29 protein-coding genes and 1 other RNA gene are annotated in these 26,550 nt (G+C 36.0%); 25 read left to right on the forward strand and 5 right to left on the reverse strand.

Annotated features, from left to right (window positions below):
• Window positions 1–3: 3 nt before the first annotated feature.
• Genes bshB1 through AC1Q51_RS21365 form a run of 4 tightly spaced genes read left to right on the forward strand, consistent with a single transcriptional unit; the run spans window position 4 to window position 3,995 of the window.
• The gene (gene bshB1, locus AC1Q51_RS21350) at window positions 4–708 is read left to right on the forward strand and encodes a bacillithiol biosynthesis deacetylase BshB1 (protein ID WP_000015660.1); all 705 of its coding nucleotides are present in this window, start codon (window positions 4–6) and stop codon (window positions 706–708) included.
• Window positions 705–1,850 (forward strand): N-acetyl-alpha-D-glucosaminyl L-malate synthase BshA, encoded by a 1,146-nt coding sequence (gene bshA / locus AC1Q51_RS21355; protein WP_000768317.1) that lies wholly within the window; start codon window positions 705–707, stop codon window positions 1,848–1,850. The genes bshB1 and bshA overlap by 4 nt, the downstream gene beginning before the upstream one ends.
• Entirely contained in the window at window positions 1,837–3,030 is a 1,194-nt protein-coding gene (locus AC1Q51_RS21360) for a CCA tRNA nucleotidyltransferase (RefSeq protein WP_000439311.1), read from the forward strand. Before bshA ends, AC1Q51_RS21360 begins: the two co-directional genes overlap by 14 nt.
• Window positions 3,015–3,995, forward strand: a complete 981-nt coding sequence (locus tag AC1Q51_RS21365; protein ID WP_001192056.1) for a biotin--[acetyl-CoA-carboxylase] ligase — start codon at window positions 3,015–3,017, stop codon at window positions 3,993–3,995. The genes AC1Q51_RS21360 and AC1Q51_RS21365 overlap by 16 nt, the downstream gene beginning before the upstream one ends.
• 127 nt (window positions 3,996–4,122) lie before the next feature.
• On the opposite strand, the gene AC1Q51_RS21370 is transcribed toward AC1Q51_RS21365, so the two are convergent.
• Window positions 4,123–4,512 (reverse strand): cupredoxin domain-containing protein, encoded by a 390-nt coding sequence (locus tag AC1Q51_RS21370; RefSeq protein WP_075716822.1) that lies wholly within the window; start codon window positions 4,510–4,512, stop codon window positions 4,123–4,125.
• Between the two features lie 577 nt (window positions 4,513–5,089).
• On the opposite strand from AC1Q51_RS21370, the gene panB reads away from it, so the two are divergent.
• The 10 genes from panB to AC1Q51_RS21420 all read left to right on the forward strand — a co-directional run bounded on the left by panB (window position 5,090) and on the right by AC1Q51_RS21420 (window position 14,257).
• A complete protein-coding gene (gene panB, locus AC1Q51_RS21375; RefSeq protein ID WP_000851108.1) occupies window positions 5,090–5,926 on the forward strand; it encodes a 3-methyl-2-oxobutanoate hydroxymethyltransferase in 837 nt (278 codons plus the stop codon).
• On the forward strand, window positions 5,926–6,774 hold the full coding sequence (gene panC / locus AC1Q51_RS21380) for a pantoate--beta-alanine ligase (RefSeq protein WP_075716821.1): 849 nt from the start codon (window positions 5,926–5,928) through the stop codon (window positions 6,772–6,774). The genes panB and panC overlap by 1 nt, the downstream gene beginning before the upstream one ends.
• 12 nt (window positions 6,775–6,786) lie before the next feature.
• Window positions 6,787–7,170, forward strand: coding sequence for an aspartate 1-decarboxylase (gene panD / locus AC1Q51_RS21385; protein ID WP_492331703.1), 384 nt, complete (start codon window positions 6,787–6,789; stop codon window positions 7,168–7,170).
• 131 nt (window positions 7,171–7,301) lie between these two features.
• Window positions 7,302–10,106 (forward strand): ATP-dependent DNA helicase DinG, encoded by a 2,805-nt coding sequence (dinG, locus tag AC1Q51_RS21390; RefSeq protein ID WP_000044967.1) that lies wholly within the window; start codon window positions 7,302–7,304, stop codon window positions 10,104–10,106.
• A gap of 250 nt (window positions 10,107–10,356) precedes the next feature.
• A complete protein-coding gene (locus AC1Q51_RS21395) occupies window positions 10,357–10,527 on the forward strand; it encodes a YpmA family protein (protein ID WP_000412179.1) in 171 nt (56 codons plus the stop codon).
• Window positions 10,528–10,534: 7 nt separating this feature from the next.
• Window positions 10,535–11,038: a cell wall elongation regulator TseB-like domain-containing protein gene (locus AC1Q51_RS21400; protein ID WP_258131779.1), complete on the forward strand. Its 504-nt coding sequence runs from the start codon at window positions 10,535–10,537 to the stop codon at window positions 11,036–11,038.
• Between the two features lie 18 nt (window positions 11,039–11,056).
• A complete protein-coding gene (gene aspB / locus AC1Q51_RS21405) occupies window positions 11,057–12,244 on the forward strand; it encodes an aspartate transaminase AspB (RefSeq protein WP_322372417.1) in 1,188 nt (395 codons plus the stop codon).
• Between the two features lie 120 nt (window positions 12,245–12,364).
• Window positions 12,365–13,072, forward strand: coding sequence for a DNA replication protein DnaD (dnaD, locus tag AC1Q51_RS21410; RefSeq protein WP_000728542.1), 708 nt, complete (start codon window positions 12,365–12,367; stop codon window positions 13,070–13,072).
• A 15-nt stretch (window positions 13,073–13,087) separates the two neighbouring features.
• Window positions 13,088–13,735: an endonuclease III gene (gene nth / locus AC1Q51_RS21415; RefSeq protein ID WP_000933035.1), complete on the forward strand. Its 648-nt coding sequence runs from the start codon at window positions 13,088–13,090 to the stop codon at window positions 13,733–13,735.
• A 3-nt stretch (window positions 13,736–13,738) separates the two neighbouring features.
• Window positions 13,739–14,257 carry a YpoC family protein gene (locus tag AC1Q51_RS21420; protein WP_029441862.1) on the forward strand — a complete coding sequence of 173 codons (519 nt, stop codon included), beginning with the start codon at window positions 13,739–13,741 and terminating at the stop codon, window positions 14,255–14,257.
• 25 nt (window positions 14,258–14,282) lie between these two features.
• On the opposite strand, the gene AC1Q51_RS21425 is transcribed toward AC1Q51_RS21420, so the two are convergent.
• Both AC1Q51_RS21425 and recU read right to left on the reverse strand, forming a co-directional pair.
• Window positions 14,283–16,970: a PBP1A family penicillin-binding protein gene (locus AC1Q51_RS21425; RefSeq protein WP_098836199.1), complete on the reverse strand. Its 2,688-nt coding sequence runs from the start codon at window positions 16,968–16,970 to the stop codon at window positions 14,283–14,285.
• Between the two features lie 66 nt (window positions 16,971–17,036).
• Window positions 17,037–17,639, reverse strand: coding sequence for a Holliday junction resolvase RecU (gene recU, locus AC1Q51_RS21430; RefSeq protein ID WP_000155599.1), 603 nt, complete (start codon window positions 17,637–17,639; stop codon window positions 17,037–17,039).
• A 103-nt stretch (window positions 17,640–17,742) separates the two neighbouring features.
• On the opposite strand from recU, the gene AC1Q51_RS21435 reads away from it, so the two are divergent.
• Window positions 17,743–18,768, forward strand: a complete 1,026-nt coding sequence (locus tag AC1Q51_RS21435) for a DUF2515 domain-containing protein (protein ID WP_088021956.1) — start codon at window positions 17,743–17,745, stop codon at window positions 18,766–18,768.
• Between the two features lie 151 nt (window positions 18,769–18,919).
• Here the strand turns inward: AC1Q51_RS21435 and AC1Q51_RS21440 are convergent, their stop codons facing one another.
• A complete protein-coding gene (locus AC1Q51_RS21440) occupies window positions 18,920–19,099 on the reverse strand; it encodes a hypothetical protein (RefSeq protein WP_001987054.1) in 180 nt (59 codons plus the stop codon).
• An 85-nt stretch (window positions 19,100–19,184) separates the two neighbouring features.
• On the opposite strand from AC1Q51_RS21440, the gene AC1Q51_RS21445 reads away from it, so the two are divergent.
• Both AC1Q51_RS21445 and AC1Q51_RS21450 read left to right on the forward strand, forming a co-directional pair.
• Window positions 19,185–19,427: a hypothetical protein gene (locus AC1Q51_RS21445; protein ID WP_001252036.1), complete on the forward strand. Its 243-nt coding sequence runs from the start codon at window positions 19,185–19,187 to the stop codon at window positions 19,425–19,427.
• Between the two features lie 15 nt (window positions 19,428–19,442).
• Window positions 19,443–19,787, forward strand: coding sequence for a YppE family protein (locus AC1Q51_RS21450; RefSeq protein WP_000786937.1), 345 nt, complete (start codon window positions 19,443–19,445; stop codon window positions 19,785–19,787).
• A 26-nt stretch (window positions 19,788–19,813) separates the two neighbouring features.
• On the opposite strand, the gene AC1Q51_RS21455 is transcribed toward AC1Q51_RS21450, so the two are convergent.
• Window positions 19,814–20,005 (reverse strand): YppF family protein, encoded by a 192-nt coding sequence (locus AC1Q51_RS21455; RefSeq protein ID WP_000242652.1) that lies wholly within the window; start codon window positions 20,003–20,005, stop codon window positions 19,814–19,816.
• A 177-nt stretch (window positions 20,006–20,182) separates the two neighbouring features.
• Here AC1Q51_RS21455 and AC1Q51_RS21460 point away from each other — a divergent pair, with 177 nt between their 5' ends.
• From AC1Q51_RS21460 to AC1Q51_RS21495, 8 genes are all read left to right on the forward strand, one after another.
• The gene (locus AC1Q51_RS21460) at window positions 20,183–20,740 is read left to right on the forward strand and encodes a YppG family protein (RefSeq protein ID WP_000487718.1); all 558 of its coding nucleotides are present in this window, start codon (window positions 20,183–20,185) and stop codon (window positions 20,738–20,740) included.
• Between the two features lie 155 nt (window positions 20,741–20,895).
• Complete coding sequence (locus tag AC1Q51_RS21465; RefSeq protein ID WP_000546292.1) at window positions 20,896–21,318, forward strand: CotD family spore coat protein; 423 nt, start codon at window positions 20,896–20,898, stop codon at window positions 21,316–21,318.
• 56 nt (window positions 21,319–21,374) lie between these two features.
• The gene (locus AC1Q51_RS21470) at window positions 21,375–21,929 is read left to right on the forward strand and encodes an SLOG family protein (protein WP_000862916.1); all 555 of its coding nucleotides are present in this window, start codon (window positions 21,375–21,377) and stop codon (window positions 21,927–21,929) included.
• 97 nt (window positions 21,930–22,026) lie between these two features.
• A complete protein-coding gene (gpsB, locus tag AC1Q51_RS21475) occupies window positions 22,027–22,362 on the forward strand; it encodes a cell division regulator GpsB (protein WP_000622431.1) in 336 nt (111 codons plus the stop codon).
• A gap of 86 nt (window positions 22,363–22,448) precedes the next feature.
• Window positions 22,449–22,839, forward strand: an RNA gene (gene rnpB, locus AC1Q51_RS21480) — RNase P RNA component class B.
• A 180-nt stretch (window positions 22,840–23,019) separates the two neighbouring features.
• Window positions 23,020–24,159 (forward strand): THUMP domain-containing class I SAM-dependent RNA methyltransferase, encoded by a 1,140-nt coding sequence (locus AC1Q51_RS21485; RefSeq protein ID WP_000521224.1) that lies wholly within the window; start codon window positions 23,020–23,022, stop codon window positions 24,157–24,159.
• 61 nt (window positions 24,160–24,220) lie between these two features.
• The gene (locus AC1Q51_RS21490; RefSeq protein WP_000368570.1) at window positions 24,221–24,403 is read left to right on the forward strand and encodes a DUF3921 domain-containing protein; all 183 of its coding nucleotides are present in this window, start codon (window positions 24,221–24,223) and stop codon (window positions 24,401–24,403) included.
• A gap of 139 nt (window positions 24,404–24,542) precedes the next feature.
• Window positions 24,543–26,480 (forward strand): ATP-dependent DNA helicase, encoded by a 1,938-nt coding sequence (locus AC1Q51_RS21495; RefSeq protein WP_000493700.1) that lies wholly within the window; start codon window positions 24,543–24,545, stop codon window positions 26,478–26,480.
• The last annotated feature ends 70 nt before the right edge of the window (window positions 26,481–26,550 follow it).

Raw genomic sequence — 26,550 nt, forward strand, 5'->3', positions numbered from 1 at the left:
ATTATGAGTGGATTACATATATTAGCGTTTGGTGCTCATGCCGATGATGTTGAAATCGGCATGGCTGGTACCATCGCTAAATATACAAAGCAAGGGTATGAAGTAGGTATTTGTGATTTAACAGAAGCTGATCTTTCTTCCAATGGAACGATAGAGTTGAGAAAAGAAGAAGCAGAGGTCGCAGCTCGTATAATGGGAGTAAAAACGAGGCTGAATTTAGCGATGCCAGACCGTGGTTTGTATATGAAAGAAGAGTATATACGTGAAATTGTCAAGGTGATCCGTACATATAAACCAAAACTAGTTTTTGCGCCATACTATGAAGATCGTCATCCAGATCATGCAAATTGTGCAAAGCTTGTGGAAGAGGCTATTTTTTCAGCAGGAATCCGTAAATATATGCCGGAACTTTCACCACATCGTGTGGAGTCTTTTTATAATTATATGATTAATGGTTTTCATAAACCGAATTTTTGTATAGATATAAGTGAGTACCTCTCTATAAAGGTGGAAGCATTAGAAGCATATGAAAGTCAATTTTCAACAGGAAGTGATGGTGTTAAGACACCGTTAACAGAAGGATACGTTGAAACTGTGATTGCTCGTGAGAAGATGTTTGGAAAAGAAGTTGGAGTCTTGTATGCCGAGGGATTTATGAGTAAGAAACCGGTTTTATTACATGCTGATTTATTAGGGGGATGTAAATGAAATTAAAAATAGGTATTACATGTTATCCTTCTGTAGGTGGTTCTGGAGTTGTTGGAACAGAATTAGGAAAGCAATTGGCGGAACGCGGGCATGAAATTCACTTTATTACATCGGGTTTACCATTCCGGTTAAATAAAGTATATCCAAACATATATTTTCATGAAGTGACGGTAAGCCAGTACTCTGTATTTCAATATCCACCATACGATTTAGCGTTAGCAAGTAAAATGGCAGAGGTTGCACAAAGAGAAAACTTAGACATTTTACATGTGCATTACGCAATACCACATGCAATTTGTGCATATTTAGCAAAACAAATGATCGGAGAGCGTATTAAAATTGTTACAACCTTGCATGGAACAGATATTACTGTGTTAGGTTCCGACCCTTCGTTAAATAATTTAATTCGTTTTGGTATTGAGCAATCGGATGTTGTTACTGCTGTCTCGCATTCATTAATTAACGAAACGCATGAGCTTGTAAAACCAAGTAAAGAAATTCAAACGGTATATAACTTTATAGACGAACGTGTATATTTCAAACGTAATATGTCTCAATTAAAGAAAGAATACGGTATAAGTGAGAGTGAAAAAGTACTTATTCATATTTCGAATTTCCGTAAAGTGAAACGTGTGCAGGATGTTGTTGAGGCATTTGCTAAAATTGTTAAAGAAGTAGATGCGAAGTTGCTTCTTGTTGGAGACGGACCAGAATTCTGTACGATTTTACAGATAGTGAAGAATTTACATATTGAAGATCGTGTTTTATTCCTAGGGAAGCAAGATAATGTTGCAGAACTACTTGCGATGAGTGATTTAATGTTGCTTCTATCAGAGAAGGAAAGTTTTGGTCTTGTTTTATTAGAAGCAATGGCGTGTGGTGTACCTTGTATCGGAACACGGGTTGGAGGTATTCCAGAGGTTATTCAACACGGGGAAACAGGATATTTATGTGAAGTTGGCGATACAACAGGAGTGGCAAATCAAGCTACTCAGCTATTAAAGGACGAGGAACTTCACCGTAATATGGGAGAACGAGCAAGAGAAAGTGTTTATGAGCAATTTCGCTCAGAAAAAATTGTTTCACAATATGAAACGATTTACTATGACGTACTAAGGGATGACAAAAATGGAAAGATTTAAAAAAGCTAGTTCTATTATTGAGACATTAAAACAACAAGGACATGAGGCTTACTTTGTTGGTGGGAGCGTACGAGATCTTATTATCGATAGGCCGATTGGAGATATTGATATTGCGACATCTGCTTTACCAGAAGAAGTGATGGCTATATTCCCAAGAAATGTTCCTGTTGGTCTTGAGCATGGAACTGTAATTGTTTTAGAAAATGGTGAGCCTTATGAGGTGACTACTTTTCGAACAGAAAGCGAATATGAAGATTTTCGAAGACCTAGTAGTGTTCAATTTGTTCGTTCATTAGAAGAGGATTTAAAACGTCGTGATTTCACGATGAATGCAATTGCTATGACAGAAGAAGGCGAAATGGTTGATTTATTTGCTGGACAGGAAGCCATTCAACAGAGAGAAATTGTGACAGTTGGAAATGCTGCGGATCGTTTTCAAGAAGATGCCCTGCGAATGATGCGTGGTATACGGTTTGTAAGCGCGTTAGGTTTTTCATTAGAAACGAAAACGAAGCAAGCGATTGAAACGTATGGACATTTGCTAGAACATATAGCAATTGAGCGCATTACAGTAGAGTTTGAGAAATTGTTAACTGGTACATATTGTGTGAAAGGTCTCAAAGAATTAGTAGAGACGAAGCTATTTTCTCATTTGCCATATTTACAAATGTCAGAAGAGAGACTGTTAAAAGCTACGCAGTATAAATGGGATTCTTTCGAAACGGATATTGAGGCGTGGGCATTTTTCTTATATTGTATCGGAGAAGAACATCCATCTGTCTTTCTACGTCAATGGAAGTTTTCGAATAAAAAAATAAAAGATATTGTTGCAGTTTTATTGGCAATCCGTACTAGAAAGGAGAAGGATTGGGATACAGTCCTTCTTTATAAAACGGGAATTTATATCGCTGAAATGGCAGAGAGAGTATATGAAGCGATGATTGAAAGCTATGATCCTACATCTGTTAAACGAGTACAATCAATGTTTCATGCATTGCCAATCCAGGGTCGTCAAGAAATGAATGTGACTGGTAATGATTTATTAAACTGGGCAAACAAAAAGCCTGGTCCGTGGGTTGCTGACATGCTTCAGAAAATCGAGGAAGCAATTGTAAAAGGAAACGTAGTTAATGAGAAAGAGCGTATAAGGGAGTGGCTGCAAGGATGCAATCTACTATAAGAAAGCAGTTATTACAAGTTTTTTCTGAAGCGGATGGCGAGTTTGTATCCGGCCAAACGATTAGTGATAAACTTGGTTGTTCAAGAACTGCTGTATGGAAACATATGGAAGATCTCCGGAGTGAGGGATATGAACTTGAAGCTGTGCGCCGATTAGGTTACCGAATTGCAAGTAAGCCAGACAAAGTGACTGCTAATGAAATTCAGTTAGGGCTACAAACGAAGCGAATTGGTAGAACAGTGTATTTTGAAGAAACTGTTGAATCAACGCAGCACATTGCAGCAAAACTTGCTTATGAAGGTGCAGAAGAAGGAACTATCGTTGTAGCAGAAGAACAAACAGCGGGAAGAGGTCGTTTAAGCAGAAAATGGCATTCACCAAAAGGAACAGGAATTTGGATGAGTATTATTTTACGCCCATCGATTCCAGTTCATCATGCACCGCAACTTACTTTGTTAGCGGCTGTTAGTGTTGCACAGGCAATTGAAAAATGTACAGGTGTAGACGTGGGAATAAAATGGCCAAATGACATTTTAATTCAAGGTAAAAAGGCTGTAGGTATATTAACAGAAATGCAAGCGGATCCTGATAAAATTAATGCTGTCATTATGGGCATCGGTATTAATGCGAATCAAAAGCAAGAACATTTTGATGAAGAAATTCAGCACATTGCTACTTCATTAGCGATTGAATCAGGTAAGCCGATTGTTCGTGCAGAACTTATGCAACAAATCTATTTACAACTAGAAAAATTATATGAAGAGTATTTACAAAATGGTTTCTCTGTCATTAAAATTCTTTGGGAAAGTTACGCTGTGAGCATCGGGAAAGAAATTACCGCTCGAACGATGAGAGAGACGATTACGGGGTTAGCAAAAGGAATCACAGAGGATGGTGTATTACTTCTGGAGGATCATGAGGGGAAAGTACATCATATTCATTCTGCAGATATCGAAATTAAGTAAAAGAAGTTCCTCTTTTGGAACTTCTTTTTATTTCAATATTTTTGAGTTAAATTTGTAACATGATAATAAATCCTTTTCATATTTAAAGTTCATTTCAAGATATCTTCCGTCTAGTTGGCCTGGCGTGTTATTTGACGATTACTTTGCCTTCCATTCCTTTAAGGAGATGGTATCGACAAATTAATTCATATGTACCAGTATTTTTAGGTTTCACGGTAATATTCTTTTCTTTTCCTGACTCAACTACGACGTCAATGCCGAGTTTTTTCACTGTAAAGGTGTGCTCGTTTTTACCTTTATTTTTCAATAGTAATGTTGTTGATCCTTCAAGCGGAATCGTGATGACATTTGGATTAAAGTAATCATCATTTAGTTCAACCTCAATCACGTTCATTACATCGGTGGGTTGTGTTACGACATTAACTGAGGCAAATACATGAAAGGATCCTAAAGACATCCACCATACAATCATTACAAGCAAACTGCTGAATCGAAATAACCACCTGTTCATAGACATCTGCAATTCTCCTTTGTTAAGTACTTTTCCTCAATTAACCTGCATCATTAGTTTAAGAGTTATACTATACAGTTAAATTGATTACAGAAGAAATTAACTTGGAATTTTTTAACATGCATTGAAAAAACATGTATCTTTTCAGGATTGAATTATCTATAAAAACTTTATCCCGCTATTTACTGGGCAATAAGACCTCCACCTCAAAATTCAGCGGAAGCAAAGAAGTTAGGTGGGGATCGGGCTGATTAAAGTTTCACTTTCTAGCATATATACTCTCTTATTAAATTTCATATACCGTAATAAGAATAAAAAATTATTTTTTCAAAAAAATGTAGTAATTCCCTTTTGTAGTTTGCTATAATTAGTTCGAATGTGGGCAGTATCAGAGCGAACTGCACCATGATTCGAAGTAATACGAAAAATAATAACTTGGATTCTGCCTTGATCCAATAACGGACTGGGACAGAGGGATGAATAATGCCGACTAACACACAACCCTTCTGCCCTTTTATGGCCAGAGGGGTTTTTTATATGATTGCGGCCATCTCCTCTCTCCTGCATAAAGGAGGAGTAGTTTTTGAAAACAAAAACAGATTTTTTGAAGATGAAAGAGCAAGGTGAGCCGATTACAATGCTAACGGCGTATGATTATCCATCTGCTAAATTAGCAGAAGAAGCTGAAGTTGATATGATTTTAGTTGGAGATTCTCTTGGAATGGTTGTACTCGGATACGATTCAACAGTACCTGTAACAGTAGAGGATATGATTCATCATACGAAAGCTGTACGCCGCGGAGCGAAAGAGACGTTTATTGTAACTGATATGCCATTTATGTCGTATCACGTATCATTACAAGAAACGATGGTGAATGCACGCCGCATCGTTCAAGAGAGCGGGGCGCATGCACTGAAGGTAGAAGGTGCTGGAGAAGTTATATCAACGATTCAATATTTGACGAACGCAGGAATTCCTGTTGTAGCGCATTTAGGTTTAACCCCTCAATCTGTAGGAGTGTTGGGTGGATATAAAGTGCAAGGAAAAGATGCGGAGAGTGCAAAGAAATTAATAGAAGATGCAAAGAAATGTGAAGAAGCTGGTGCAATAGCGCTTGTGTTAGAATGTGTACCAATGCAGTTAGCAGAACTTATTTCAGAGCAACTAACAATACCGACAATTGGGATTGGTGCAGGACAAAAAGTAGATGGGCAAGTGCTTGTTTATCATGATCTTATCTCATACGGCGTGAATCGTGTGCCGAAATTTGTAAAGCAATATACATCTGTTCAAGAGGAGATTGTGCGTGGGATTTCACAATATGTTACTGAAGTAAAGACAAGGCAATTTCCTGAAGAAAAACATTCGTTCACAATGAAAGAGGAAGAATGCTTAGCGTTATACGGAGGAAAACAATAATGAAAATCGTAACTACAGTGCAAGAGATGCAGCAAATTACAAACGAACTTCGTGCAAGTGGAAAGAGTATTGGTTTTGTTCCAACGATGGGTTATTTACATGAAGGGCATGCTACCTTATTACGTAAGGCAAGAGAAGAAAATGAAATTGTAGTTTTAAGTGTATTTGTAAACCCGCTGCAATTTGGCCCAAATGAAGATTTAGATCGATATCCTCGTGATATTAATAGAGATGAAAATGTAGCAAAAGAAAACGGTGTAGATTATTTATTTTATCCGAGTGTAGAAGAAATGTATCCAGCAGAACAAACAACAACAGTAGAAGTTGTGAAGCGCACGAACGTATTATGCGGTCAACAAAGACCTGGTCATTTTGCTGGTGTTGCAACTGTACTAATGAAACTATTTAATATTACGCTGCCAACGCGTGCTTATTTCGGTATGAAAGATGCTCAACAAGTTGCAGTAATTGAAGGATTTGTAACTGATTTCAATATTCCGGTTACAATCGTACCAGTTGATATTGTAAGGGAAGAAGATGGATTAGCGAAAAGTTCTCGTAACGTGTACCTATCACAAGATGAACGTGAAGAGGCTCTTCATTTATACCGCAGCCTATGTATAGCGAAAGAAAGAATTGAGGTAGGTGAACGTAATCCGGAAATCATTACAAATCTTGTGAAAGAGTATATTGAGACGCATACGAAAGGCACTGTAGATTATGCGGATTTATATGCATATCCGTCATTAACAATGGTAGAGAAAGTCGAAGGACGAATCATTTTAGCTATTGCAGTTAAGTTTGAAAATGTAAGATTAATTGACAATATAACATTAACGGTTAAATAAGGGGGAGCACCTATGTTTCGCACAATGATGAGAGCAAAGTTACATCGTGCAACTGTAACGGAGGCAAATTTAAATTATGTAGGTAGTATTACAATTGATGAAGATTTAATGGATGCAGTAAATATTGTAGAAAACGAAAAAGTCCAAATTGTAAATAATAATAATGGTGCTCGTTTAGAGACATACGTTATTAAAGGGGAACGCGGTAGTGGTGTTGTTTGTTTAAACGGTGCTGCGGCAAGGCTTGTACAACCAGGGGACAAAGTAATTATTATTTGTTATGGGCTATTTACGGAAGAAGAGGTTCATAAACAAGAACCCAAAATTGCAGTACTAGACGATAATAATCAAATTATTGAAATGTTAGGTGCTGAAAAAGCGGGTACGATATTATAAGTAGAAAGGCTATCTCCATTGCGGAGATAGCTTTTTTGTGCATCTTTTCATTAAGATGAGATAAAACGTGGTATAGTAACATTATATAAATTATTGTTGTTTGAAAGGTAAGAAATTGAGGTGTTACATATATGAGTAAGCGTTATGTCGTTGTTGATTTAGAGACGACAGGGAACTCCTGGAAAGATGGGAAGGATAAAATTACCCAAATTGCAGCTGTTGTAGTAGAAGATGGAGAGATATTGGAGATTTTTTCGTCTTTTGTTAACCCAAAGAGAGAGATCCCACCATTTATTACAGAATTAACAGGGATTGATGAAAGTCTTGTAAAACAAGCCCCGTTATTTCAAGATGTAGCCCCGATGATTGTTGAGCTATTACAAGGTGCGGCTTTCGTTGCGCATAATGTTCACTTTGATTGGAATTTTTTAAATGAAGAATTAAGACAGGCTGGATATACAGAAATACATTGTCCTAAAATCGACACGGTTGAATTGGCTCAAATTCTTTTGCCGACAGCTGATAGTTATAAATTACGTGATTTAGCTAAGAAGCATGAACTAGAACATGATCAACCACATCGTGCGGATAGTGATGCTCTTGCAACAGCGGAATTATTTTTACAATTTTTAAATGAAATTGAAAAGTTACCACTTGTCACGTTGCAATCGCTTTATGAATTAAGCGATGTGTTCCAAAGTGATATAGCTGATGTGCTTTCTGAAAATATTTTAAAGAAAGTAATGAATGGTAAAGAAGATATAGCGGAGTATGAAATACATCGAAATATTGCGCTGAAAAAGCGGAACTATTCCTTAAACCTTGGAGAAACGTGTTCATCAAAGTTTGATGCTTTCTTGAATAAAACGATGGATAAATTGGAATCACATATGCCAAAGTTTGAAAGAAGAGAAAGTCAACAACTGATGATGAAAGAGATATATACGGCGTTAAGAGATTCTCGTTTTTCACTAATTGAAGCCGGTACAGGAACAGGAAAGACTCTTGCATATTTGCTTCCTAGTCTTTATTTTGCAAAGAGAAAAGAAGAACCTGTCATTATAAGTACACAAACGGTACAACTCCAACAACAAATATTAGAAAAAGAAATACCGTTATTACAAAAAATAATGCCATTTTCATTTGAGGTAGCTCTTCTTAAAGGAAGAAAGCATTATCTTTGCTTACACAAATTTGAGTATGCTTTACAAGAGGAAGAAAAAAATTATGATATGGCACTTACGAAGGCGAAGATTTTAGTTTGGCTATTGCAAACTGAAACGGGTGATCAAGACGAATTAAATATTCCTGAGGGCGGAAAGTTACTTTGGAATCGTATTTGTAGTGATGCGTATAGTCCAGGCGGTATGCAAAGTAATTGGTTTAGTCGTTGTTTTTACCAGCGAGCGAAGAATAAAGCTTTATTTGCAGATATCGTTATCACAAATCATGCGTTATTATTTCAAGATTTTTCAAGTGAAGAACCGCTGTTTGCTTCATGCGAACATATTATTTTTGATGAAGCTCACCATATTGAAGAAGCTGCGAGTAGAACATTGGGTGAACAGTTCTCTTGTATGTATTTTCAATTGGTTATATCTCGTCTTGGGACGCTAGAAACAGAAGATGTACTCTCCAAAGTATATAAAATGATGAAAAAATCAGAGCAAGCATCTCGTTCAACTTTCCGTATGATAAGTTATAGTTTGAAGGAACTTAAGTTTGATGCGGATGAACTCTTCCAAATGTTACGTACTTTTATATTTAAACAAACAAAGCAAGAACAAGGAACGAATAATATGCCGCTCATCTATAGGTATAACGCAGAACTAGAAAAAGGTAAGTTGTGGGATAGTATCGTTGAATTAACAAATCGTTTTATATATGAATTAAGAAGGGTAGTAACTGCTCTTGAGAAGCAAGTGGATATATTGCAAAGTAAGTTAGAATGGGAGATGCATGTTGTAACAGGTGAATTTATGCATTTAATTGAGTTGCTGAGAAAGATGGCAGAATCATTACAGTTACTCGTATTAGAAAAGAATTCGTATGTAACTTGGATGGAGACTGAAACGAAAGGGACGATTCATTCAACAGTTCTATATGCACAGCCTGTTCATATTGGTGAAAGATTTGCTGATGAATTTTTAACAGAAAAAAAGAGTGTTATTTTTACATCCGCAACACTAACAGTTAACGATACGTTTGATTATATAAAAGAGGAACTTGGTTTACATGATTTCGCTCCAAATACTTTAAAGGTTCCATCGCCATTTCGTTATGATGAACAAATGAAATTAATGGTTTCAACGGATGTACCTTTTATTAAGCAAGTAAGTAATGAGCGATATATTGAATCTGTATCGGAACATATTGCAAAGATAGCGAAAGCCACAAAGGGCAGAATGCTTGTTTTATTCACTTCGTATGAAATGTTAAAAGAAGCGTATGCGAATTTAAAAAATAATGATGAATTAGAGGGTTATTTATTACTCACACAAAGTGTGAATAATAGAAGTCGAAGCCGTTTAATTCGAAAGTTTCAAGAGTTCGACAAATCAATTTTATTAGGGACGAGCAGTTTCTGGGAAGGGATAGATATTCCAGGAGATGCCTTAAGTTGTCTTGTTATTGTCCGTCTACCATTTACGCCGCCTCATCAGCCGATGATGGAAGCGAAAGGTGAGTGGCTAAAAAATCAAGGTGAGGATGTATTCGCTAAATTAGCGCTGCCACAAGCAATATTACGTTTCAAACAAGGATTCGGCCGCTTAATTCGAACGAATACAGATACAGGAACGGTAGTAGTGTTAGATCGTCGTTTGACGAGTTCTTCCTATGGAAAACGATTTCTACAATCGATCCCTAACGTACCTCTTTATGAAGGACCATTAGAAGAATTATTAGTACAATTAGAAGAACCATCAAATGAATAAAAATGGAAGAAAAATACGCCTGAAGTACTTATAAACTTCAGGCGTAAAAAATGTGGGTAGGAGGAATTTTATTTTTCTTACTTCTTGTATACAAAATGTGTTGGTTTTCGACTTGAAACCTTTTTTTGCTGTACATGTCCTGCTATAATAGATGGGTGATGAAGCAGGGGTTGTAAAGAATGTACTCTTATTGTAACCGCATTGCGTTCTTCTATAATTAGAAATTTTTGTGTAACGGAGGAGTTTTTTCATGGAGAAGAAAATCGAAGTACTATCAACGACGCGTATTAAATATTCGTCTGATTTGTATAAAATTGTTGATAGTTTGAATCGTACGTTAAAAGAGCAGGACCTCATGTTCGGACTAGCATTAGACGAAAAAGATAAAGAAACAGCTGTATTTACGATTTACAGAACGTAGTGATACAATGAAAAAGTGGATCTTTGCAATCATTATTGTTATCGTTGCTAGCGGAATATATGGGGCGTATGTTTATAATAAAGCAATGGGGAAGAAAATTCCAAAAGAGTCGAAATTTGTAGAAATTGCTAAAGAAAAAGCAAAGCTTACAAAGGTGAAATCTGTTGATTATTACAACGGAAAATCTGCATATATAGTCGTGCAAGGTACAGATGAAAAGGGAGAACAACTTATCGTTTGGGTGCCGGAGAAAAAAGGGAATACTGTAGTAAGGAAAAAGAGCGAAGGTATTTCTGAAAAAGAGGCTATACAAAGAACATTAGAACAAGTCGGCAATGAAAGTAAGGAATCAAAAAGTAAGCCGAAAGAGATTATGAAAGTGAAATTAGGCTTTGAAAATGATGTACCACTATGGGAAGTTACATATATTGATGATGACAATCGTTATAGTTATTACTATCTTGAATTTAAAGATGGAAAATTTTTAAGACGATATAGCATTGAAAAATAGATGTAGGGGGAACTACAAATGAAATTAGCAAAGCGAGTAGCTGCTTTAACACCGTCTTCAACTTTAGAAATTACAGCAAAGGCACAAGCATTAAAAGCAGAGGGTCATGATGTAATTGGATTAGGGGCAGGGGAACCTGACTTTAATACACCAGAGCATATTATGGATGCTGCACATAAAGCGATGTTAGAAGGGCATACGAAGTATACACCAACAGGTGGATTACAATCGTTAAAACAAGAAATTGTGAAGAAATTTACTCGCGATCAAGGTATTGCGTATAATCCATCTGAAATTATTGTATGTAATGGCGCAAAGCATGCATTATATACATTATTCCAAGTATTACTTGATGAGGGAGATGAAGTTATCATTCCAACTCCTTACTGGGTAAGCTATCCAGAGCAAGTAAAGCTTGCTGGCGGTAAGCCGGTTTATGTAGAAGGTTTAGAAGACAATGAGTACAAAATTACAGCAAAGCAGCTGCGTGAGGCAATTACAGAGAAAACGAAAGCAGTTATTATTAATTCACCGAGCAATCCAACAGGAATGATTTATAGCAAAGAAGAATTACAACAGCTTGGAGAAGTATGTTTAGAACATGATATTTTAATCGTTTCTGATGAAATTTATGAAAAATTAATTTATGGTGGCGTAGAATATACTTCAATTGCCCAGCTTTCTAATGCATTAAAAGAACAAACACTTATTATTAATGGTGTATCTAAATCTCATTCTATGACAGGATGGCGTATTGGATATGCAGCAGGAAATAAGCAGCTTATTAAAGCGATGACGAACTTAGCGAGTCATAGTACGTCAAACCCTACTTCAATCGCTCAATACGGCGCAATTGCGGCATATGCAGGCTCACAAGAACCTGTGGAAACAATGCGTCAAGCCTTTGAAGAGAGATTAAACATCATTTATGATAAATTAATTCAAATCCCTGGCTTTACTTGTATTAAACCGCAAGGTGCATTTTACTTATTCCCTAACGTAAAAGAAGCTGTAGCTTTATCAGGATATGCAACAGTTGATGATTGGGCAAAGGCTCTATTAGAAGAGGAAAAAGTGGCTCTTGTACCAGGTACAGGATTTGGTGCTCCAAATAATGTTCGTTTATCATATGCGACATCTCTTGAACAAGTAGAGAAAGCATTAGAACGTATCCATACATTTATGAAAAGTAAAGTGCAAGCTTAATTTTATATTTCATTCATGTAATATAAAAAACCTCCCTATTGATGGGGAGGTTTTTTTGACGAATTGTGGCAAAAAGAAATAGCTAAAGGTGTGTTATACTAGAGAGCGAGGTGTTTGGTGATGAAAAAGAAAATGATGCTACAGTGGTTTGAGCAGGGAAGCATTGCAATTCCAAAATTGCTTATGATGCATTATAAAAAATTAGGTTTAAATGAGACGGAATTTATGGTTGTACTTCATGTACACACATTTTTAGAATCAGGTAATTCGTTTCCGACTCCTTCAGAGATTTCTGAACGGATGACGATAACGGAAATGAAATGTATGGAAGTAATTCAAGCGTTGATTCAAAAAGGTTTTTTATCACTAGAAGGTGGACAAAGATCAGAAGCGATGATGTGCGAAAGTTATTCTTTACAACCGTTATGGGAAAAAATATTACATTTCTTAATGGATGAATCAATAGAGGAAGAGCAAAAAGAAAAAAAACAGCTGCAAGTAAATTTATATACAGTATTTGAAAAAGAATTTGGAAGACCACTTTCGCCGTTCGAATGTGAAACGTTAGGAATGTGGGAGGACCAAGATCAACATCATCCAAATTTAATTCAAGCAGCTCTTAGAGAAGCTGTAATGAGTGGGAAACTAAATTTCCGATATATTGATCGTATTTTATTTGAGTGGAAAAAGAATGGAATTAAAACGGTAGATCAGGCTCAAAATCAAGGTCAAAAATTTAGAGCGAATCAACAAAGAGCACAACAAATGACAAAACAAGAGACGAAATTTACTGGAAAAGTGCCTTTTTATAATTGGTTGGAGCAGTAATATAGGAGGAGAAATATGCTTAACAAAACGCAAATCCGTTATTGTTTAGACACAATGGCGGATATGTATCCAGAAGCGCATTGTGAATTGGTTCATGATAATCCATTTGAACTTGTAATCGCGGTGGCGTTATCTGCACAATGTACAGATGTACTTGTAAATAAAGTGACAAGAAATTTATTTCAAAAATATAAAACACCAGAAGATTATTTAAGTGTTTCTCTAGAAGAATTACAACAAGATATACGCTCTATCGGATTGTATAGAAATAAAGCAAAAAACATTCAAAAATTATGCCGAATGTTATTAGATGACTATAATGGGGAGGTACCGAGCGATCGAGATGAACTTACGAAATTACCCGGTGTAGGAAGGAAAACAGCGAATGTTGTAGTTTCCGTAGCGTTTGGGATTCCTGCAATTGCTGTTGATACACATGTGGAGCGAGTGAGTAAACGATTAGCGATTTGTAGATGGAAAGATTCTGTGTTAGAAGTAGAAAAAACGTTAATGAAGAAAGTACCGATGGATGAGTGGGGGGTTACGCATCATCGTATGATTTTCTTTGGACGTTATCATTGTAAAGCACAACGACCGCAATGTGAGGAGTGCAGACTGTTAGAAGTATGTCGTGAAGGAAAGAAGCGAATGAAGGTGAAATAAGGGATGGAGCGAGTTATAGAAATACCGAAAGAATTTCACTGCTTACCATTTTTTAAAGAAAGCGTAAATTCAATTGAGTATCATACAGACGAGTCTTTTGAAGAAATAATACAAAATACTTACTTTATATTTGATATTGAAAGACAGTATGAGCCATGGAAGGAAATTGAAAACAGTATTCCAGCGATGTTGAATGTATGGAAAAATAAGCATGAAGACATTGCTATACTGTTTCGAAATAGAAATAAGCAAGAGGCTGAGGGGCCAATGATTCTTTTTGCAGCTCACTTGTTATCGGTTGTCTATTGGCTAAATGAGCAACCTGTTCATAGTTTGAATGAAATGCAAATAAATACGAATAAATTAAAAGTGCAACCTGTTAATTTTATGGAAAGATATTCATTCATAATAAAGAAACCGAGTAATTATCATTCTTATATTCAATTAGCGCAGTTGTATATCGAAATAGAAAAGCTATATGTAAAGAAAATGATAACAAAAAAGAAGTCCGCTTCTCGTTAAGAGAAACGGACTTCTTTTTTGTTTATTAGGACTCTGTTGTAATAACAGTACCGTCTGCGTGAGGTGTATCTCCTCCGGTATTTTGCTGTTCTTGTTGTTTCTTAGCTTCTTCTTCAGCTTTTTTCTTGGCCTCTTCTTCAGCTTTCTTCTTAGCTTCTTCTTCAGCTTTTTTCTTAGCTTCTTCTTCAGCTTTTCTTCTAGCTTCCTCATCAGCTTTCTTTTGAGCTTCTTCTTGCTGTTTACGTTGTTGTTCTTGTTGCTGTTCTTGTTGTTTCTTAGCCTCTTCTTCAGCTTTTTTCTTAGCTTCGTCTTGTTTTACTTTATCTTCATTAGCCTTTTTCTGGGCTTCCTCATCAGCTTTTTTCTTAGCTTCTTCATCGGCCTTTTTCTTAGCCTCTTCTTCAGCTTTTTTCGCATCTGGAGTTCCGCCAGGCGCAGTGAAGGATGCACCAACTGCTGGGCTTGTGCCAGTGCCTTTTTTCGCTACTACAGAGAAGCTGTAAGTAACACCTGGTTTAATACCACCAAGAGTAGCTGTCGTACCACTTATTGATAGGCTACCACTTGAACCGTCAGTTGCTTTATAGCTGGCTGCATATGCATCAACTTCTGCTGGTCCAGACCAGTTTAGTGTAACTGTGCTAGCGCCATCGAAAGTGACATTCAGACCACTAGGGGCATCTACTTTAATTTCTTTAATTGCATCTTTTTTCGCACCTTTTACGTATAGTTCTCCGTTTATTTCTTGAACAGAAGAAGGACGTTCAAAGCGTGATTTATCTGTAGCGAATTTGCTCATCATTACTTGGAACATTTGCTGTGCAATTTTAGTATAACGATCACTAATGTAGTTTTCTGGACCGTTCTTTACGTAACCCGTCCATACAGCCATCGTATATTGTGGTGTATATCCAGCGAACCAGCTATCCCTGTTTGCATCAGCTGGAATGCCGTATTTCTTTAAATCTTTTGCATCAAAGTTTTGCGTTCCAGTTTTACCTGCTACGTCAACACCTGAAACATATGCTGTTGGTCCTGTACCACCAGAACCAGGTTTTACTACGTCACGAAGAACGTCAGTTACCATGTAAGCTGTGTAGTCTTGCATAGCACGTTGTTCCTTCGGTTTAAAGCTTTTCTTTTTCCCGTCCGGGAAGATTACTTCTTTTACGAAATGAGGTTTATTATACACGCCGTTATTACCAAACGTTGCATATGCACCTGCTACTGCTAATGGAGAACTATCGTTACTACCAATTGCAGTAGATTCATGTACTCCATCTTCAAATGTCATGCCTAAACCTTCAGCAAACTCTTTTGATTTATTAAGCCCAACTGTTTGAGCTGTTTTTAAAGCCGGAATGTTTAATGACTTCTTCAATGCTTCACGAAGTGAAACGTCACCTTTAAAACTTCCTGTAGCATTTTTAATCTTTGTGCCATCAGAATAAGTATATTCAGAGTCATTTAATTGATGATAAGTAGACCACTGAAGATTCTCAATCGCTGGACCGTAGTCGAAAATAGGTTTCATTGTTGAACCAACTTGGCGTTTTAAATTAGTTGCCATATTATGACCTTTGAAAGTGGACTTATTTTCTTTACGTCCAGCACCAATTGCTCGAACTTCTCCAGATTGTGTATCCATAAATACGAATGATCCTTGGAATTGATCGTTTGGATACTTAATAAGATTTCCATCCATAATTTTTTCAGCGTAATCTTGAGCATCTTGATCAAGTGTTGTATGAATCGTTAAACCATCTGAACCGATATTTACATCAGGATATTCTTTTTCAACTTCTGTTACAACCGCATCTAAAAATGCTTGATACTTCATCTCAGTTACTTCTGAAGACGGTTGAAGGCCCTCTGTTACTGGGATCTTAACGGCGTTATTCATTTCTTCTTTTGTTATATAACCATGTCGATTCATTAATGACAATACGACATTACGACGATTTGTTGCTCGTTCAACATTTTCCTTTTTTGTTGGATCATAAATGTTTGGACCTTGGGGTAAACCAGCGAGCATAGCAGCTTCATGTAATTGCAAGTCTTTTAAATCTTTACCATAATATTTTTGCGCTGCTGTCGCAATACCATATGAACGGTTACCTAAATTAATCTTATTTAAGTACATTTCTAAAATCTCATGTTTAGAGTATTGTTGCTCTAATTTATAAGATAAGTACCATTCTTGTACTTTTCTCTTAGCGGTTTTATCCATCGTTAGAAAATAGTTCTTAACGACTTGCTGTGTAATCGTACTACCACCTTGGGAACCGAAACCACCAGTGACATTTTCCATAACTGCTTTTGTAGTTCGTTTAAAGTCAATTCCATTATGATCATAGAAACGCGAATCCTCAGTTGCAAGGAATGCATTTTCAACTACTTTTGGAATTTGATCATAAGTAACATGCGTTCGTTTTTCAGCACCGTATTCATAGAAGAAATTTCCGTTTTTATCAAGAAACTTTGTTGATAAAGGATTAACAAGTTTGGATTTATCTAATTTTGGAGCGTCCTTTACCATAACAAAGAAAGCGGAAACGCCGGCTACAAGACCAACGATACCAAGAAGTAGACAACCTATAAGGAATTTCTTGAAAAAGGAGCCTTTTTTCTTTGGTTTTTCTTCTTTATTTGTTTTTTTCTCTTGATTTTTTACATGATTTCGTTCTGTACGAGAACGATAATTATCTGACATTATACTTTCTCCTACCTTTCATTCTCTCCCCCAAAAGTCGAAAAAAGAGCCTTAGTGATGACTCTATCACGAAAAATAAACCGTGTCTAGTACACGGATATAGTCAATCCGAGGGTGATAACCGCATGATAATAAGGATCCATGCTCTTCTATTTCTTCTTTCGTAATCGACTTGCGTCCACCTGTATTTTGACGATTCCAAAATGCAATAATATGTTTTGCATCTAATAAATAAAATTCATCAAAAAGTGTAAATTTAATAATGACAAATGCAATTCCATTATGAGCAACCACTTGCTTCATATGTTCTATTTGATGAAGGTGGAAGTTTTGAAGTGGGAAACTAGTTTTATTTTTTGTTTCCTTTGCTTCAAAATCGATGTATTTCCCTTTGTATACACCGTTGTAATCTGTCGTAGAAGGTTGTTTAAAATACGCTTCTTTTACCACTGCAGCACTTCGAGCGGGGTAATCTACTTTTACAATTTGAAGAGGTGTAGGCTTTTTATGTACACATGCAATATTATGGGTTAAGTAATATTGATTTGTTTCATTCAATTCCTCTTCAAGGGACATACCTCTATTACTATAAGTATGTGTTTTTATAGGTGTTTTTTGAGGTTGTGAAGCTTGATTATACCTTTTTCCATTTGGGTAACGAATGGTCATAGTGTGTCCACTCCCAACTTGCTAAGAATTACTTACAAAGGTGATTATATCAAAAAATGAAAAAAGATGTGACCTTTTTGATGAAAGGTATGATGACTTATTTATGTTTACATGGAATGATTATATGAAAATTAAACAAAATCGAGAAAAAAATTTTTGTACAGAGAAAGAAAAAGCGATCATTCGCAATATTAAAAAGAAAACAGAAATAGCTAATGTGGACAATATTTCTCGGACACAATCTTATCAAGAATATTATTTAAGAAATAGTGAAATCAGGTGGGCCTTTTTAGCGAGTATGGTTTCGAGAAATGCGGGATGGAATATGACTGATTTAGAAGGGAGATATTATGCCACTGTATTACCTGAAACGGTAAAAAAACATTTATTTCTTCTGTACGAACAAGCTAATTGGATTATTTTCTTAGATGCATTTCCTCAGCTATTATTGTATGAGGAAAGTAAGAAGAGACGGGCACCTCTCTTTCATTTGTTGCAATATTTCAGCGTATCAATTTTTATGGAAAAAGAATGGTTACTTTTCTGGGAAAGAAGAGATATGAATAGGCTTATGACGGCGCTTATTATAAATGAACAAAATAAAATTCAAAAACCAGTCATTGAGAACACATATTTTAAAAAACATGTATTCCATACTGCACTTTTTAAAGTACAAGAAAGATTTCATATTAGTGCAGTTATCTTCCCAACAATTGAAGGGAGGATGTATGGATTTTCGGTTTATCAATTTGAAACGTTACAACAGCGTATAGAACTAGGAAAAAGATTAGCATGGTTATTGTTTCATCCAATTTATAATGGTTCGTTTTATAAGTTTGCATTGCAAACTACACATACTGGGTCTAGAGAAGATTATGAAGTTTACGCACAGGAAACTCGAAAGTCTTATACGCCAACACTTAGAGATATTTATCCTGTTATTTTACATGAAGAAATAAAAATGAGAGATTGGTTTTGTGCAAATATGAAAATGAATGTGCTATTTGTACTTGAAGAACCTAAAGAGGAAGTTAATATAACAGAATGGTATAGAAGAAAGAGAGAACAAATCTATAGGCTATCTATCGTAAATCGTTTTGCTAAAAGGATGGATGAGTTCATGATATAATAAAAAAGAAGTCCCGTCTTCCATTTTGAAGACGGGACTTCTTAATTTGAAACAATCCTGCTATGCGTGCTACAACTTTAATTTCAAAACGTAATGCTAGTAGGAGATTAAGGATGATTTGAAATCTACCTGTTCGTAATAAAGTCTCGCTTTATGTAGCAGGGAAGTTTGGACCATCTAGCTTTGGATTGCCAGTCTCAGGTTTATTTTGTTGTTTGTTTTGGTTTTTCTTTTTTTCATTTTTGTTCTTTGCCATTGTAATACACCTCCTTTTTGTATTGTTACCATTTCTATAAATGACATACGAAATGATTTCTTTGACGAATAACAACTAGTTTTGTCATGTGGGCAGGAGTGGTGAATCATTCGGCGAAATTACATGACAAAGGAAAAGCAAAGAAGGAGGCGTTTTGTATATGGCGATGGTTCAGAAGGAAGATGTAATGAAAAAAATGGATCAAATGTTAAGTTCTCTCGATTTGCTGGAAATGAATATAGGGATTAGAATGAATCATGCATTAAAGGATGCGAGTGAAAAAATATGCAATAAGATAGAAATAACAGAAATGCATATTGAACATATGGAAAATAAATTAGTGCATCACGAAGAAAAAGGGAATTGGGTAAAGACATTTCAAAACGTCGTAGTGAGTGCATAATAAGGTGGGAAAGAAATGAAGAATGAAGCATTAATACAGTCTTCAGAAAAACTCATGCAGTATAATAATGAAGCGAATGTAAAAAAAAGAGAACTGATTGAATACGATTTTTATAAGGATATGAAACCGTTTGTAGATATGGTAGATGAGGAATTAGAGAAGTGGAAAGAATTAGCTTATACGTGGATTAAAGAAGAAAAGCCAAAGTATATACATGTACAGCAAATTGATCAAGTATACGATAATTTACAAACGAATGTGTTACAATGCTTTGTAAATAAAGGTAAAGGTAAACGATTCTTTGAAACACACCAAGCCGTTTCGTATACTTTGCAAAATATAGTTGAGCAATGTAAATAACAAGAGGGAGAACCCTCTTGTTATTTTTATGCTTCTGTCATTGTTGTAGGTTTTGTTGCGCCGTTTATTTCTAATTCTTTTATTAATGTTCGATAATCTGATATGCATATTTTTCCTTCGAGATACCAATGTCTCGCAAAGTCTAATAATTCATTTGCATTCTCTGTGCAATACCCCTTTTTTTGAGAAAACGCTTGTTTTAAATCCCCTAATACCATGTTGATTCCTCCCCCATGAGAATCTTCTTCTTAATTATCATAGCATGGAAGGGTTTTCTTTTTTAATTTTTTAAAAATTTAAACTTCCGACAAAAATAGACAGATACTCCATCACACATATTATTTTATAGGTACATATTATATATGTAGAAACTTATGTAAAGGAGGAGAGAATGCATGTTTCAACAATCTAACGTATATCAGCAAACGTATCCATATGCACAGCAAAATATGTACCAATATAATACGGATACATATTTACGGTATAATATGTATCCTTTCGAGCCTTATTATGGAAATCAAAATTATTATCAACCGTTTGAAGTGTCATTTATGAATCAAGCTCAACAACAGCAGCAACCTTATGTAAATCAGGCTCAACAACCACAACAGCAGCAACCTTATGTGAATCAAGCTCAACAATCACAAGCTCAGCAACCATACATGAATCAACAACAGCAGCAGCCTTATATGAATTCACAATATTATATGCCACCACAAGCGCCCTATGCTAATCAACAAGGGATGTTTTATCCACCAAAACAACCGTATCCGACACAGAGTAAACAAAAGCAACAACAGCCAAGTCAGTTTTCTAGTTTTGTTTCTCAATTTAAAACATCAGATGGTAACTATGATGTAAATAAAATGATGAACACAGCTGGCCAGATGATGAATGCGATGAATCAGGTGACAGGTATTGTAAAACAAGTTGGAGGCTTCTTTGGTAAGTAATGTTGAAGGGTTGTCTATGAAAGTATTGTATATGAAATAAAGGACTAGACAAATTTCCTTGTAATAAATGGGTATATATAACAAACGGCTTTCTCTCTTTTCTCATACTGTAAAGTGTAATCAGATTTTTTTAACGAGAGAGGAGAGAAAAAACTATGCATCATTGTCATCCTTGTTTTGGAGGGCATAAGCCTGTAGGACCTATTTGTACAACTGCTCCTGTCGTTCATCCGACGAAACAATGCGTAACACACTCTTTTTCAACAACGGTGGTGCCACACATTTTCCCAACACATACAACACATGTACATCATCAACAAATTAAAAACCAAAACTTCTTCCCACAAACAAATTCAAATGTAAATGTTGTGGACCCAATCGACCCAGGATTCGGCGGTGGATGTGGACCATGTGGCCATGGTCATCATCACCACGGGCATCAAATATCTCCATTTGGGCCAGGACCGAATGTATCACCGTTTGGACCAGGACCAAATGTATCACCGTTTTTACCAAACAATGTATCACCAGTAGGTCCAAATATCGGACCAAACGTTGGTGGAATATTTAAAAAGTAAATGATATGTTAGAACTAGCGAAATGCTAGTTCTTTTTTTGTAATTGGAGTGTTGATATGAAAGTTATTGCAGTAACAGGATATAAGCCATTTGAACTTGGAATATTTAAAAATGATCATCCAGGGGTGGAGTGTATAAAAAAGGCATTACACCGCAAATTAACCACTTTTGTAGAAGATGGTTTAGAGTGGGTTATAATAAGCGGCCAGTTAGGTGTAGAATTATGGGCTGCTGAAGTTGTTTTTGAAATTCAAGTAGAATATCCAGACTTAAAATTAGCGGTATTTACTCCGTTTTTAGAACAAGAAGAAAATTGGAAAGAAGATAATCGTGAATATTACGAATTTATTCTTTCTCAAGCAGACCATGTTGATAGTATCACGAAACGGAAGTATGAAAGCCCAGAACAATTTAAATTAAAAAATCAATTTTTTATTGAAAAAAGTGATGCGCTTTTAGCGGTATATGATGAAGAAAAACCAGGAAGTCCCAAATATATTGTAGAAGCAGCAAAGAAAAAAGGGGAAATAGAAAATTATCACAGTTATTTCATTCTTTTTTCTGATTTACAAGATATAATAGAAGAGGAACAGTGGAATAATGCAGAGTAATATGTAATATAGTACTCGTATATATGATTGACAAAAAGCATTGTTTCTGAAAAAATTTAGTTAATGAAAGTTTTGGTAAAAATTTGAGGTGAAGAAAATGATTTCGGATAAAATTAAATTAACAGCGAAAGATATTTTAGAAAAAGAATTTAAAACAGGTATGAGAGGTTATCAGCAAGAAGAAGTAGACAAGTTTCTTGATATGATCATTAAAGACTATGAAGCTTTCCACAAAGAGTTTGAGCAATTAAAGCAACAAAATGCTCGTTTAAAGCGTGAATTAGAGGAACAAAAACTAGCAGTAACGCAAGTTCCACAACAACCTGTACAAACACCAGTTGCACAACCGGTTTATAACAACACGAATACGGATATTTTAAAACGCTTATCTAACTTAGAAAAAGCTGTATTTGGAAGTAAGTTATACGAATGATGTAAGGTGGGAAAAGGTTTAATCGTTTTACATAGAAAAAAACGTTGCAAAATCTTTTTGTTTCCACTATACTAATGGATGTCATAACGTTTGGGTAATCGCTGCAACGCCAACGTTGTAGAGGAAAGTCCATGCTCGCACGGCCTGAGATGGCTGTAGTGTTCGTGCCTAGCCAATTCATAAGCTAGGGTATTCTGGCTGTAAGGCTGGTTTAACGGCAGGGAAAAAACCTAAGTCCTTTCGGATACGGTTTGACTACCTTTAAAGTGCCACAGTGACGAAGTCCTTGAAGAAATGATAGGAGTGGAACGAGGTAAACCCCACGAGCGAGAAACCCAAATAATGGTAGGGGAATCTTTTCCAAGGAAATGAACGACGGGAAAGGACAGGTTTTATAACCTGTAGATAGATGATTGCCACCGGAGTACGAGGCGTGGGCCGTTTGTAGTACAAAGGAACAGAACATGGCTTACAGAACGTTATGAACCAACTATGAAATAACTCAGCTCTCCTTTGTTAGAGGAGGGCTTTTTATTTGTATGAAGTTATAAAGTATGAGTTAAAATGGTTAATGAGAAAATTTTTCGTAAAATGTAATGATTAATAGGACCAATTGCTATTAATTATTGTTTGAATATACATAAGAGGTGAATGCAAATGGGAAAAGTTACTTTAATTGCAACAGCGGCAATGGGTATTGAAGCGTTAGTTGCCCGAGAAGTTCGCGATCTTGGTTATGAATGTCAAGTAGAAAACAGCAAAGTAACATTTGAAGCAGATGAAAAGGCGATTTGTCGCACGAATTTATGGTTACGCACTGCGGACCGTGTAAAAATTAAAGTTGGCGAATTTAAAGCAACAACATTTGATGAGCTATTTGAAAAAACGAAAGCATTAAACTGGGGAGATTATATTCCAGAGAATGGCGAGTTCCCTGTTATCGGTAAATCTTTAAAATCTGAATTATTCAGTGTTTCGGATTGCCAACGTATCGTTAAAAAAGCTGTCGTTGAAAAATTAAAAACAACATATAAACGTACAACTTGGTTTGAAGAAGACGGTCCGTTATTCCGTATCGAGATTGCAATGCTCAAGGATATTGCAACATTAACAATTGATGCGAGTGGTGTTGGACTTCATAAACGTGGATACCGTATGGATCAAGGGGAAGCTCCGTTAAAAGAAACATTAGCTGCGTCTTTAATTAAATTAACAAACTGGAAGCCAGATCGTCCATTTGTTGATCCATTCTGTGGATCAGGTACAATTCCAATTGAAGCAGCATTAATTGGACAAAACATTGCACCAGGATTTAACCGTGGTTTCGCATCTGACGAGTGGGGCTGGGTAGGTAAACAAAACTGGCGTGAAGCTCGTCAAGAAGCTGAAGATTTAGCGAACTATGATCAACGATTACAAATCATTGGATCAGATATTGATCATCGTATGATTCGAGTTGCTCAAGATAACGCAGAAGAAGTGGGCTTAGGCGATTTAATTACATTTAAACAAATGCAAGTAAAAGATTTCACAACAAAAGAGGATTATGGCTACGTTGTAACGAATCCTCCATACGGAGAACGTTTAAGTGAAAAAGCACTCGTTGAACAACTGTATAAAGAAATGGGACAAGTATTCCGCCCGTTAGATACATGGTCAGCGTATGTATTAACAAGCTACGAAGCATTTGAGAAGTGTTACGGAAAAGATGCGTCGAAGAAGCGTAAACTGTTTAACGGATTTATCCGTACAGATTACTACCAATACTTCGGAAAACGTCCACCGCGTAATTCATAGTATAAAACTCCTCCAGCGCGCATATACTGGCTATTATGTAATGCGTAAAGGAGGAAGTGATATGGATAATTTCCAATTATCAATGATTCAAAAAGCTATTCACCGTACGTATGATGAGCTCGGAAAAGAAGTGGATAGTCAAGGTGCGATTGTAGATGAAATACAAAAAGCACAAGAAGAATATTTGTCAGCTCTTTCACATGAAACAGCGATTGATAAACGGTATTTAAAGTCATTAATATAGAAGAAAATTTTCCTTTTTCGAAAGGAAAATTTTTTTTCGTGAATTTCTATGTATTGCAACAGGGGAAAGCAAATGCATACATATGCGTAGCAGTTGCTATTATCTTTTTATAGAAAAACTTTTTGGTTGGAGGCTAAGGATGTTTACTGAGAAGAGATTACCATTTGAAGTAGGAAAACAAGATAATTTTTATGATAAGTTGAATGAGTGGATTGGAGATGTGTTTTACGACATCCTTCCGGAAAAAGGCTTTGAAGAGCGTGATGAACAAATTTTTATGGCGTTTCAGTTAGAACGCGCTTTTCAAGAAAAGAAAGTTATGTTCGCAGAAGCTGGTGTAGGAACAGGGAAAACAATTGTATATCTTCTATATGCAATTTGTTACGCGCGTTATACTGGGAAACCAGCTATTATTGCTTGTGCAGATGAAACGTTAATTGAGCAGCTTGTAAAAGAAGAAGGGGACATCGCTAAGTTATCTGAAGCATTAGGACTATCTGTTGATGTAAGGCTTGCAAAATCAATGGATAATTATTTATGCTTACGTAAACTTGAAGATGTTATGAGTGGACGAGCTCCAGAAGTAATTGAAGACGTATATTACGAGTTACCACAGTTTGTATTCGATCATGGTACGATGCAAAACTTTACTCACTATGGTGACAGAAAAGAATTTCCACTTTTAAATGACGAAGAATGGTCAAAAGTAAATTGGGATTACTTCCAAGATTGCTTTACTTGTGATTCTCGTCATCGTTGTGGACAAACTCTTTCTCGTGAACATTATCGTAAAGCAGCAGATTTAATTATTTGTTCTCAAGATTTCTATATGGATCATATTTGGACGTACGATGCTCGTAAGCGTGAAGGGCAAATTCCGTTATTACCAGAAAGTAGCTGCGTTGTATTCGATGAAGGACATCTAGTAGAATATGCAGCTCAAAAAGCTTTAACATACCGTTTAAAGCAAACGATGATGGAGCAACTTTTAACGAGATTGCTACAAAATGATATTCGTGAGGAGTTTGCACATTTAGTAGAAGAAACAATTTGGCAAACAGAGCGATTCTTTGATGTGTTACAAGAAAACAAAAAAGAAATTGCTGGTTCTGATCGTTTAGAAATTACTGTGACAGAAAAAGTAACAGCTGAAGCGAAACGACTTTATGCAAAAATCGGTGAAGTTGGAGATGCATTAGTATTCGAAAGTGAAATGCATACAGTAAACACGTATGATTTAAATATTGTTGATGAGCATTTAGATGTATTAGAACATTCACTTCGTCTGTTCATGCACGAGAAAAATGTAATTACTTGGGGTGAAGAAGGTGATGGTGCCTTCACGTTAGTGATTATGCCGCGTGCAGTTGAAGAAGTATTACAAGAGAAAGTGTTCTCGAAGAAAATACCGTATATTTTCTCTTCTGCGACATTATCGAACAATGATTCATTCGCGTTTACAGCTAATAGCCTAGGGGTAAAAGATTACTTATCATTCTCAGTTGCTTCACCGTTTGATTACGAAGAGCAAATGGCAGTAAACTTACTATCGCATACGAAAGAAAATGAATGGGAAAGAAAGTGTCAATATACACTTGAAAATATACAAAAAACAAATGGACGTACGCTTGTATTATTCCGTACAACGCAAGAGCTTGCAGCGTTCAAAGAGTATGTAAGTAAGGAGCAAATGTCGGTTCCGTTCTTATATGAAGGAGATCAGGAAATTAGCCAGCTCGTTTCTCGTTTCCAAAATGAAGAAGAGACTGTACTTTGTGCGGTTCATTTATGGGAAGGTTTAGATATTCCTGGTTCATCATTATCACACGTTATTATTTGGTCATTACCATTCCCTCCAAACGATCCTGTGTTTGAAGCGAAACGTAAGCACGTAAATGATCCATTCTGGGATGTAGATGTACCATATATGATTTTACGACTTCGTCAAGGAATTGGACGTTTAATTCGTACAAGTGAAGATAAAGGTGCTATATCAATCTTCTTATCTGATTCAGAAGATGAGAAAGTAGTTGCAGCTGTGAAAAATGTACTGCCAGTAGAAGGTAAAGAATTATAAGGAGAAAGCTTGGCGCTTGCCAAGCTTTTTTTCTATTATAAAAGGAATTTATGTTTCCGTGTCGAATTAA

The organism is Bacillus sp. MT94, assembly GCF_058792475.1.

Excerpts from the sequence above, each read along its gene's own strand:
- bshB1 (WP_000015660.1), top strand. The coding sequence starts at position 4 with ATGAGTGGATTACATATATTAGCGTTTGGTGCTCATGCCGATGATGTT.
- bshA (WP_000768317.1), top strand. The coding sequence starts at position 705 with ATGAAATTAAAAATAGGTATTACATGTTATCCTTCTGTAGGTGGTTCT.
- AC1Q51_RS21360 (WP_000439311.1), top strand. The coding sequence starts at position 1,837 with ATGGAAAGATTTAAAAAAGCTAGTTCTATTATTGAGACATTAAAACAA.
- AC1Q51_RS21365 (WP_001192056.1), top strand. The coding sequence starts at position 3,015 with ATGCAATCTACTATAAGAAAGCAGTTATTACAAGTTTTTTCTGAAGCG.
- AC1Q51_RS21370 (WP_075716822.1), bottom strand. The coding sequence starts at position 4,512 with ATGTCTATGAACAGGTGGTTATTTCGATTCAGCAGTTTGCTTGTAATG.
- panC (WP_075716821.1), top strand. The coding sequence starts at position 5,926 with ATGAAAATCGTAACTACAGTGCAAGAGATGCAGCAAATTACAAACGAA.
- panD (WP_492331703.1), top strand. The coding sequence starts at position 6,787 with ATGTTTCGCACAATGATGAGAGCAAAGTTACATCGTGCAACTGTAACG.
- dinG (WP_000044967.1), top strand. The coding sequence starts at position 7,302 with ATGAGTAAGCGTTATGTCGTTGTTGATTTAGAGACGACAGGGAACTCC.
- AC1Q51_RS21395 (WP_000412179.1), top strand. The coding sequence starts at position 10,357 with ATGGAGAAGAAAATCGAAGTACTATCAACGACGCGTATTAAATATTCG.
- AC1Q51_RS21400 (WP_258131779.1), top strand. The coding sequence starts at position 10,535 with ATGAAAAAGTGGATCTTTGCAATCATTATTGTTATCGTTGCTAGCGGA.
- aspB (WP_322372417.1), top strand. The coding sequence starts at position 11,057 with ATGAAATTAGCAAAGCGAGTAGCTGCTTTAACACCGTCTTCAACTTTA.
- dnaD (WP_000728542.1), top strand. The coding sequence starts at position 12,365 with ATGAAAAAGAAAATGATGCTACAGTGGTTTGAGCAGGGAAGCATTGCA.
- nth (WP_000933035.1), top strand. The coding sequence starts at position 13,088 with ATGCTTAACAAAACGCAAATCCGTTATTGTTTAGACACAATGGCGGAT.
- AC1Q51_RS21420 (WP_029441862.1), top strand. The coding sequence starts at position 13,739 with ATGGAGCGAGTTATAGAAATACCGAAAGAATTTCACTGCTTACCATTT.
- AC1Q51_RS21425 (WP_098836199.1), bottom strand. The coding sequence starts at position 16,970 with ATGTCAGATAATTATCGTTCTCGTACAGAACGAAATCATGTAAAAAAT.
- recU (WP_000155599.1), bottom strand. The coding sequence starts at position 17,639 with ATGACCATTCGTTACCCAAATGGAAAAAGGTATAATCAAGCTTCACAA.
- AC1Q51_RS21435 (WP_088021956.1), top strand. The coding sequence starts at position 17,743 with ATGTTTACATGGAATGATTATATGAAAATTAAACAAAATCGAGAAAAA.
- AC1Q51_RS21445 (WP_001252036.1), top strand. The coding sequence starts at position 19,185 with ATGGCGATGGTTCAGAAGGAAGATGTAATGAAAAAAATGGATCAAATG.
- AC1Q51_RS21450 (WP_000786937.1), top strand. The coding sequence starts at position 19,443 with ATGAAGAATGAAGCATTAATACAGTCTTCAGAAAAACTCATGCAGTAT.
- AC1Q51_RS21455 (WP_000242652.1), bottom strand. The coding sequence starts at position 20,005 with ATGGTATTAGGGGATTTAAAACAAGCGTTTTCTCAAAAAAAGGGGTAT.
- AC1Q51_RS21460 (WP_000487718.1), top strand. The coding sequence starts at position 20,183 with ATGTTTCAACAATCTAACGTATATCAGCAAACGTATCCATATGCACAG.
- AC1Q51_RS21465 (WP_000546292.1), top strand. The coding sequence starts at position 20,896 with ATGCATCATTGTCATCCTTGTTTTGGAGGGCATAAGCCTGTAGGACCT.
- AC1Q51_RS21470 (WP_000862916.1), top strand. The coding sequence starts at position 21,375 with ATGAAAGTTATTGCAGTAACAGGATATAAGCCATTTGAACTTGGAATA.
- gpsB (WP_000622431.1), top strand. The coding sequence starts at position 22,027 with ATGATTTCGGATAAAATTAAATTAACAGCGAAAGATATTTTAGAAAAA.
- AC1Q51_RS21485 (WP_000521224.1), top strand. The coding sequence starts at position 23,020 with ATGGGAAAAGTTACTTTAATTGCAACAGCGGCAATGGGTATTGAAGCG.
- AC1Q51_RS21490 (WP_000368570.1), top strand. The coding sequence starts at position 24,221 with ATGGATAATTTCCAATTATCAATGATTCAAAAAGCTATTCACCGTACG.
- AC1Q51_RS21495 (WP_000493700.1), top strand. The coding sequence starts at position 24,543 with ATGTTTACTGAGAAGAGATTACCATTTGAAGTAGGAAAACAAGATAAT.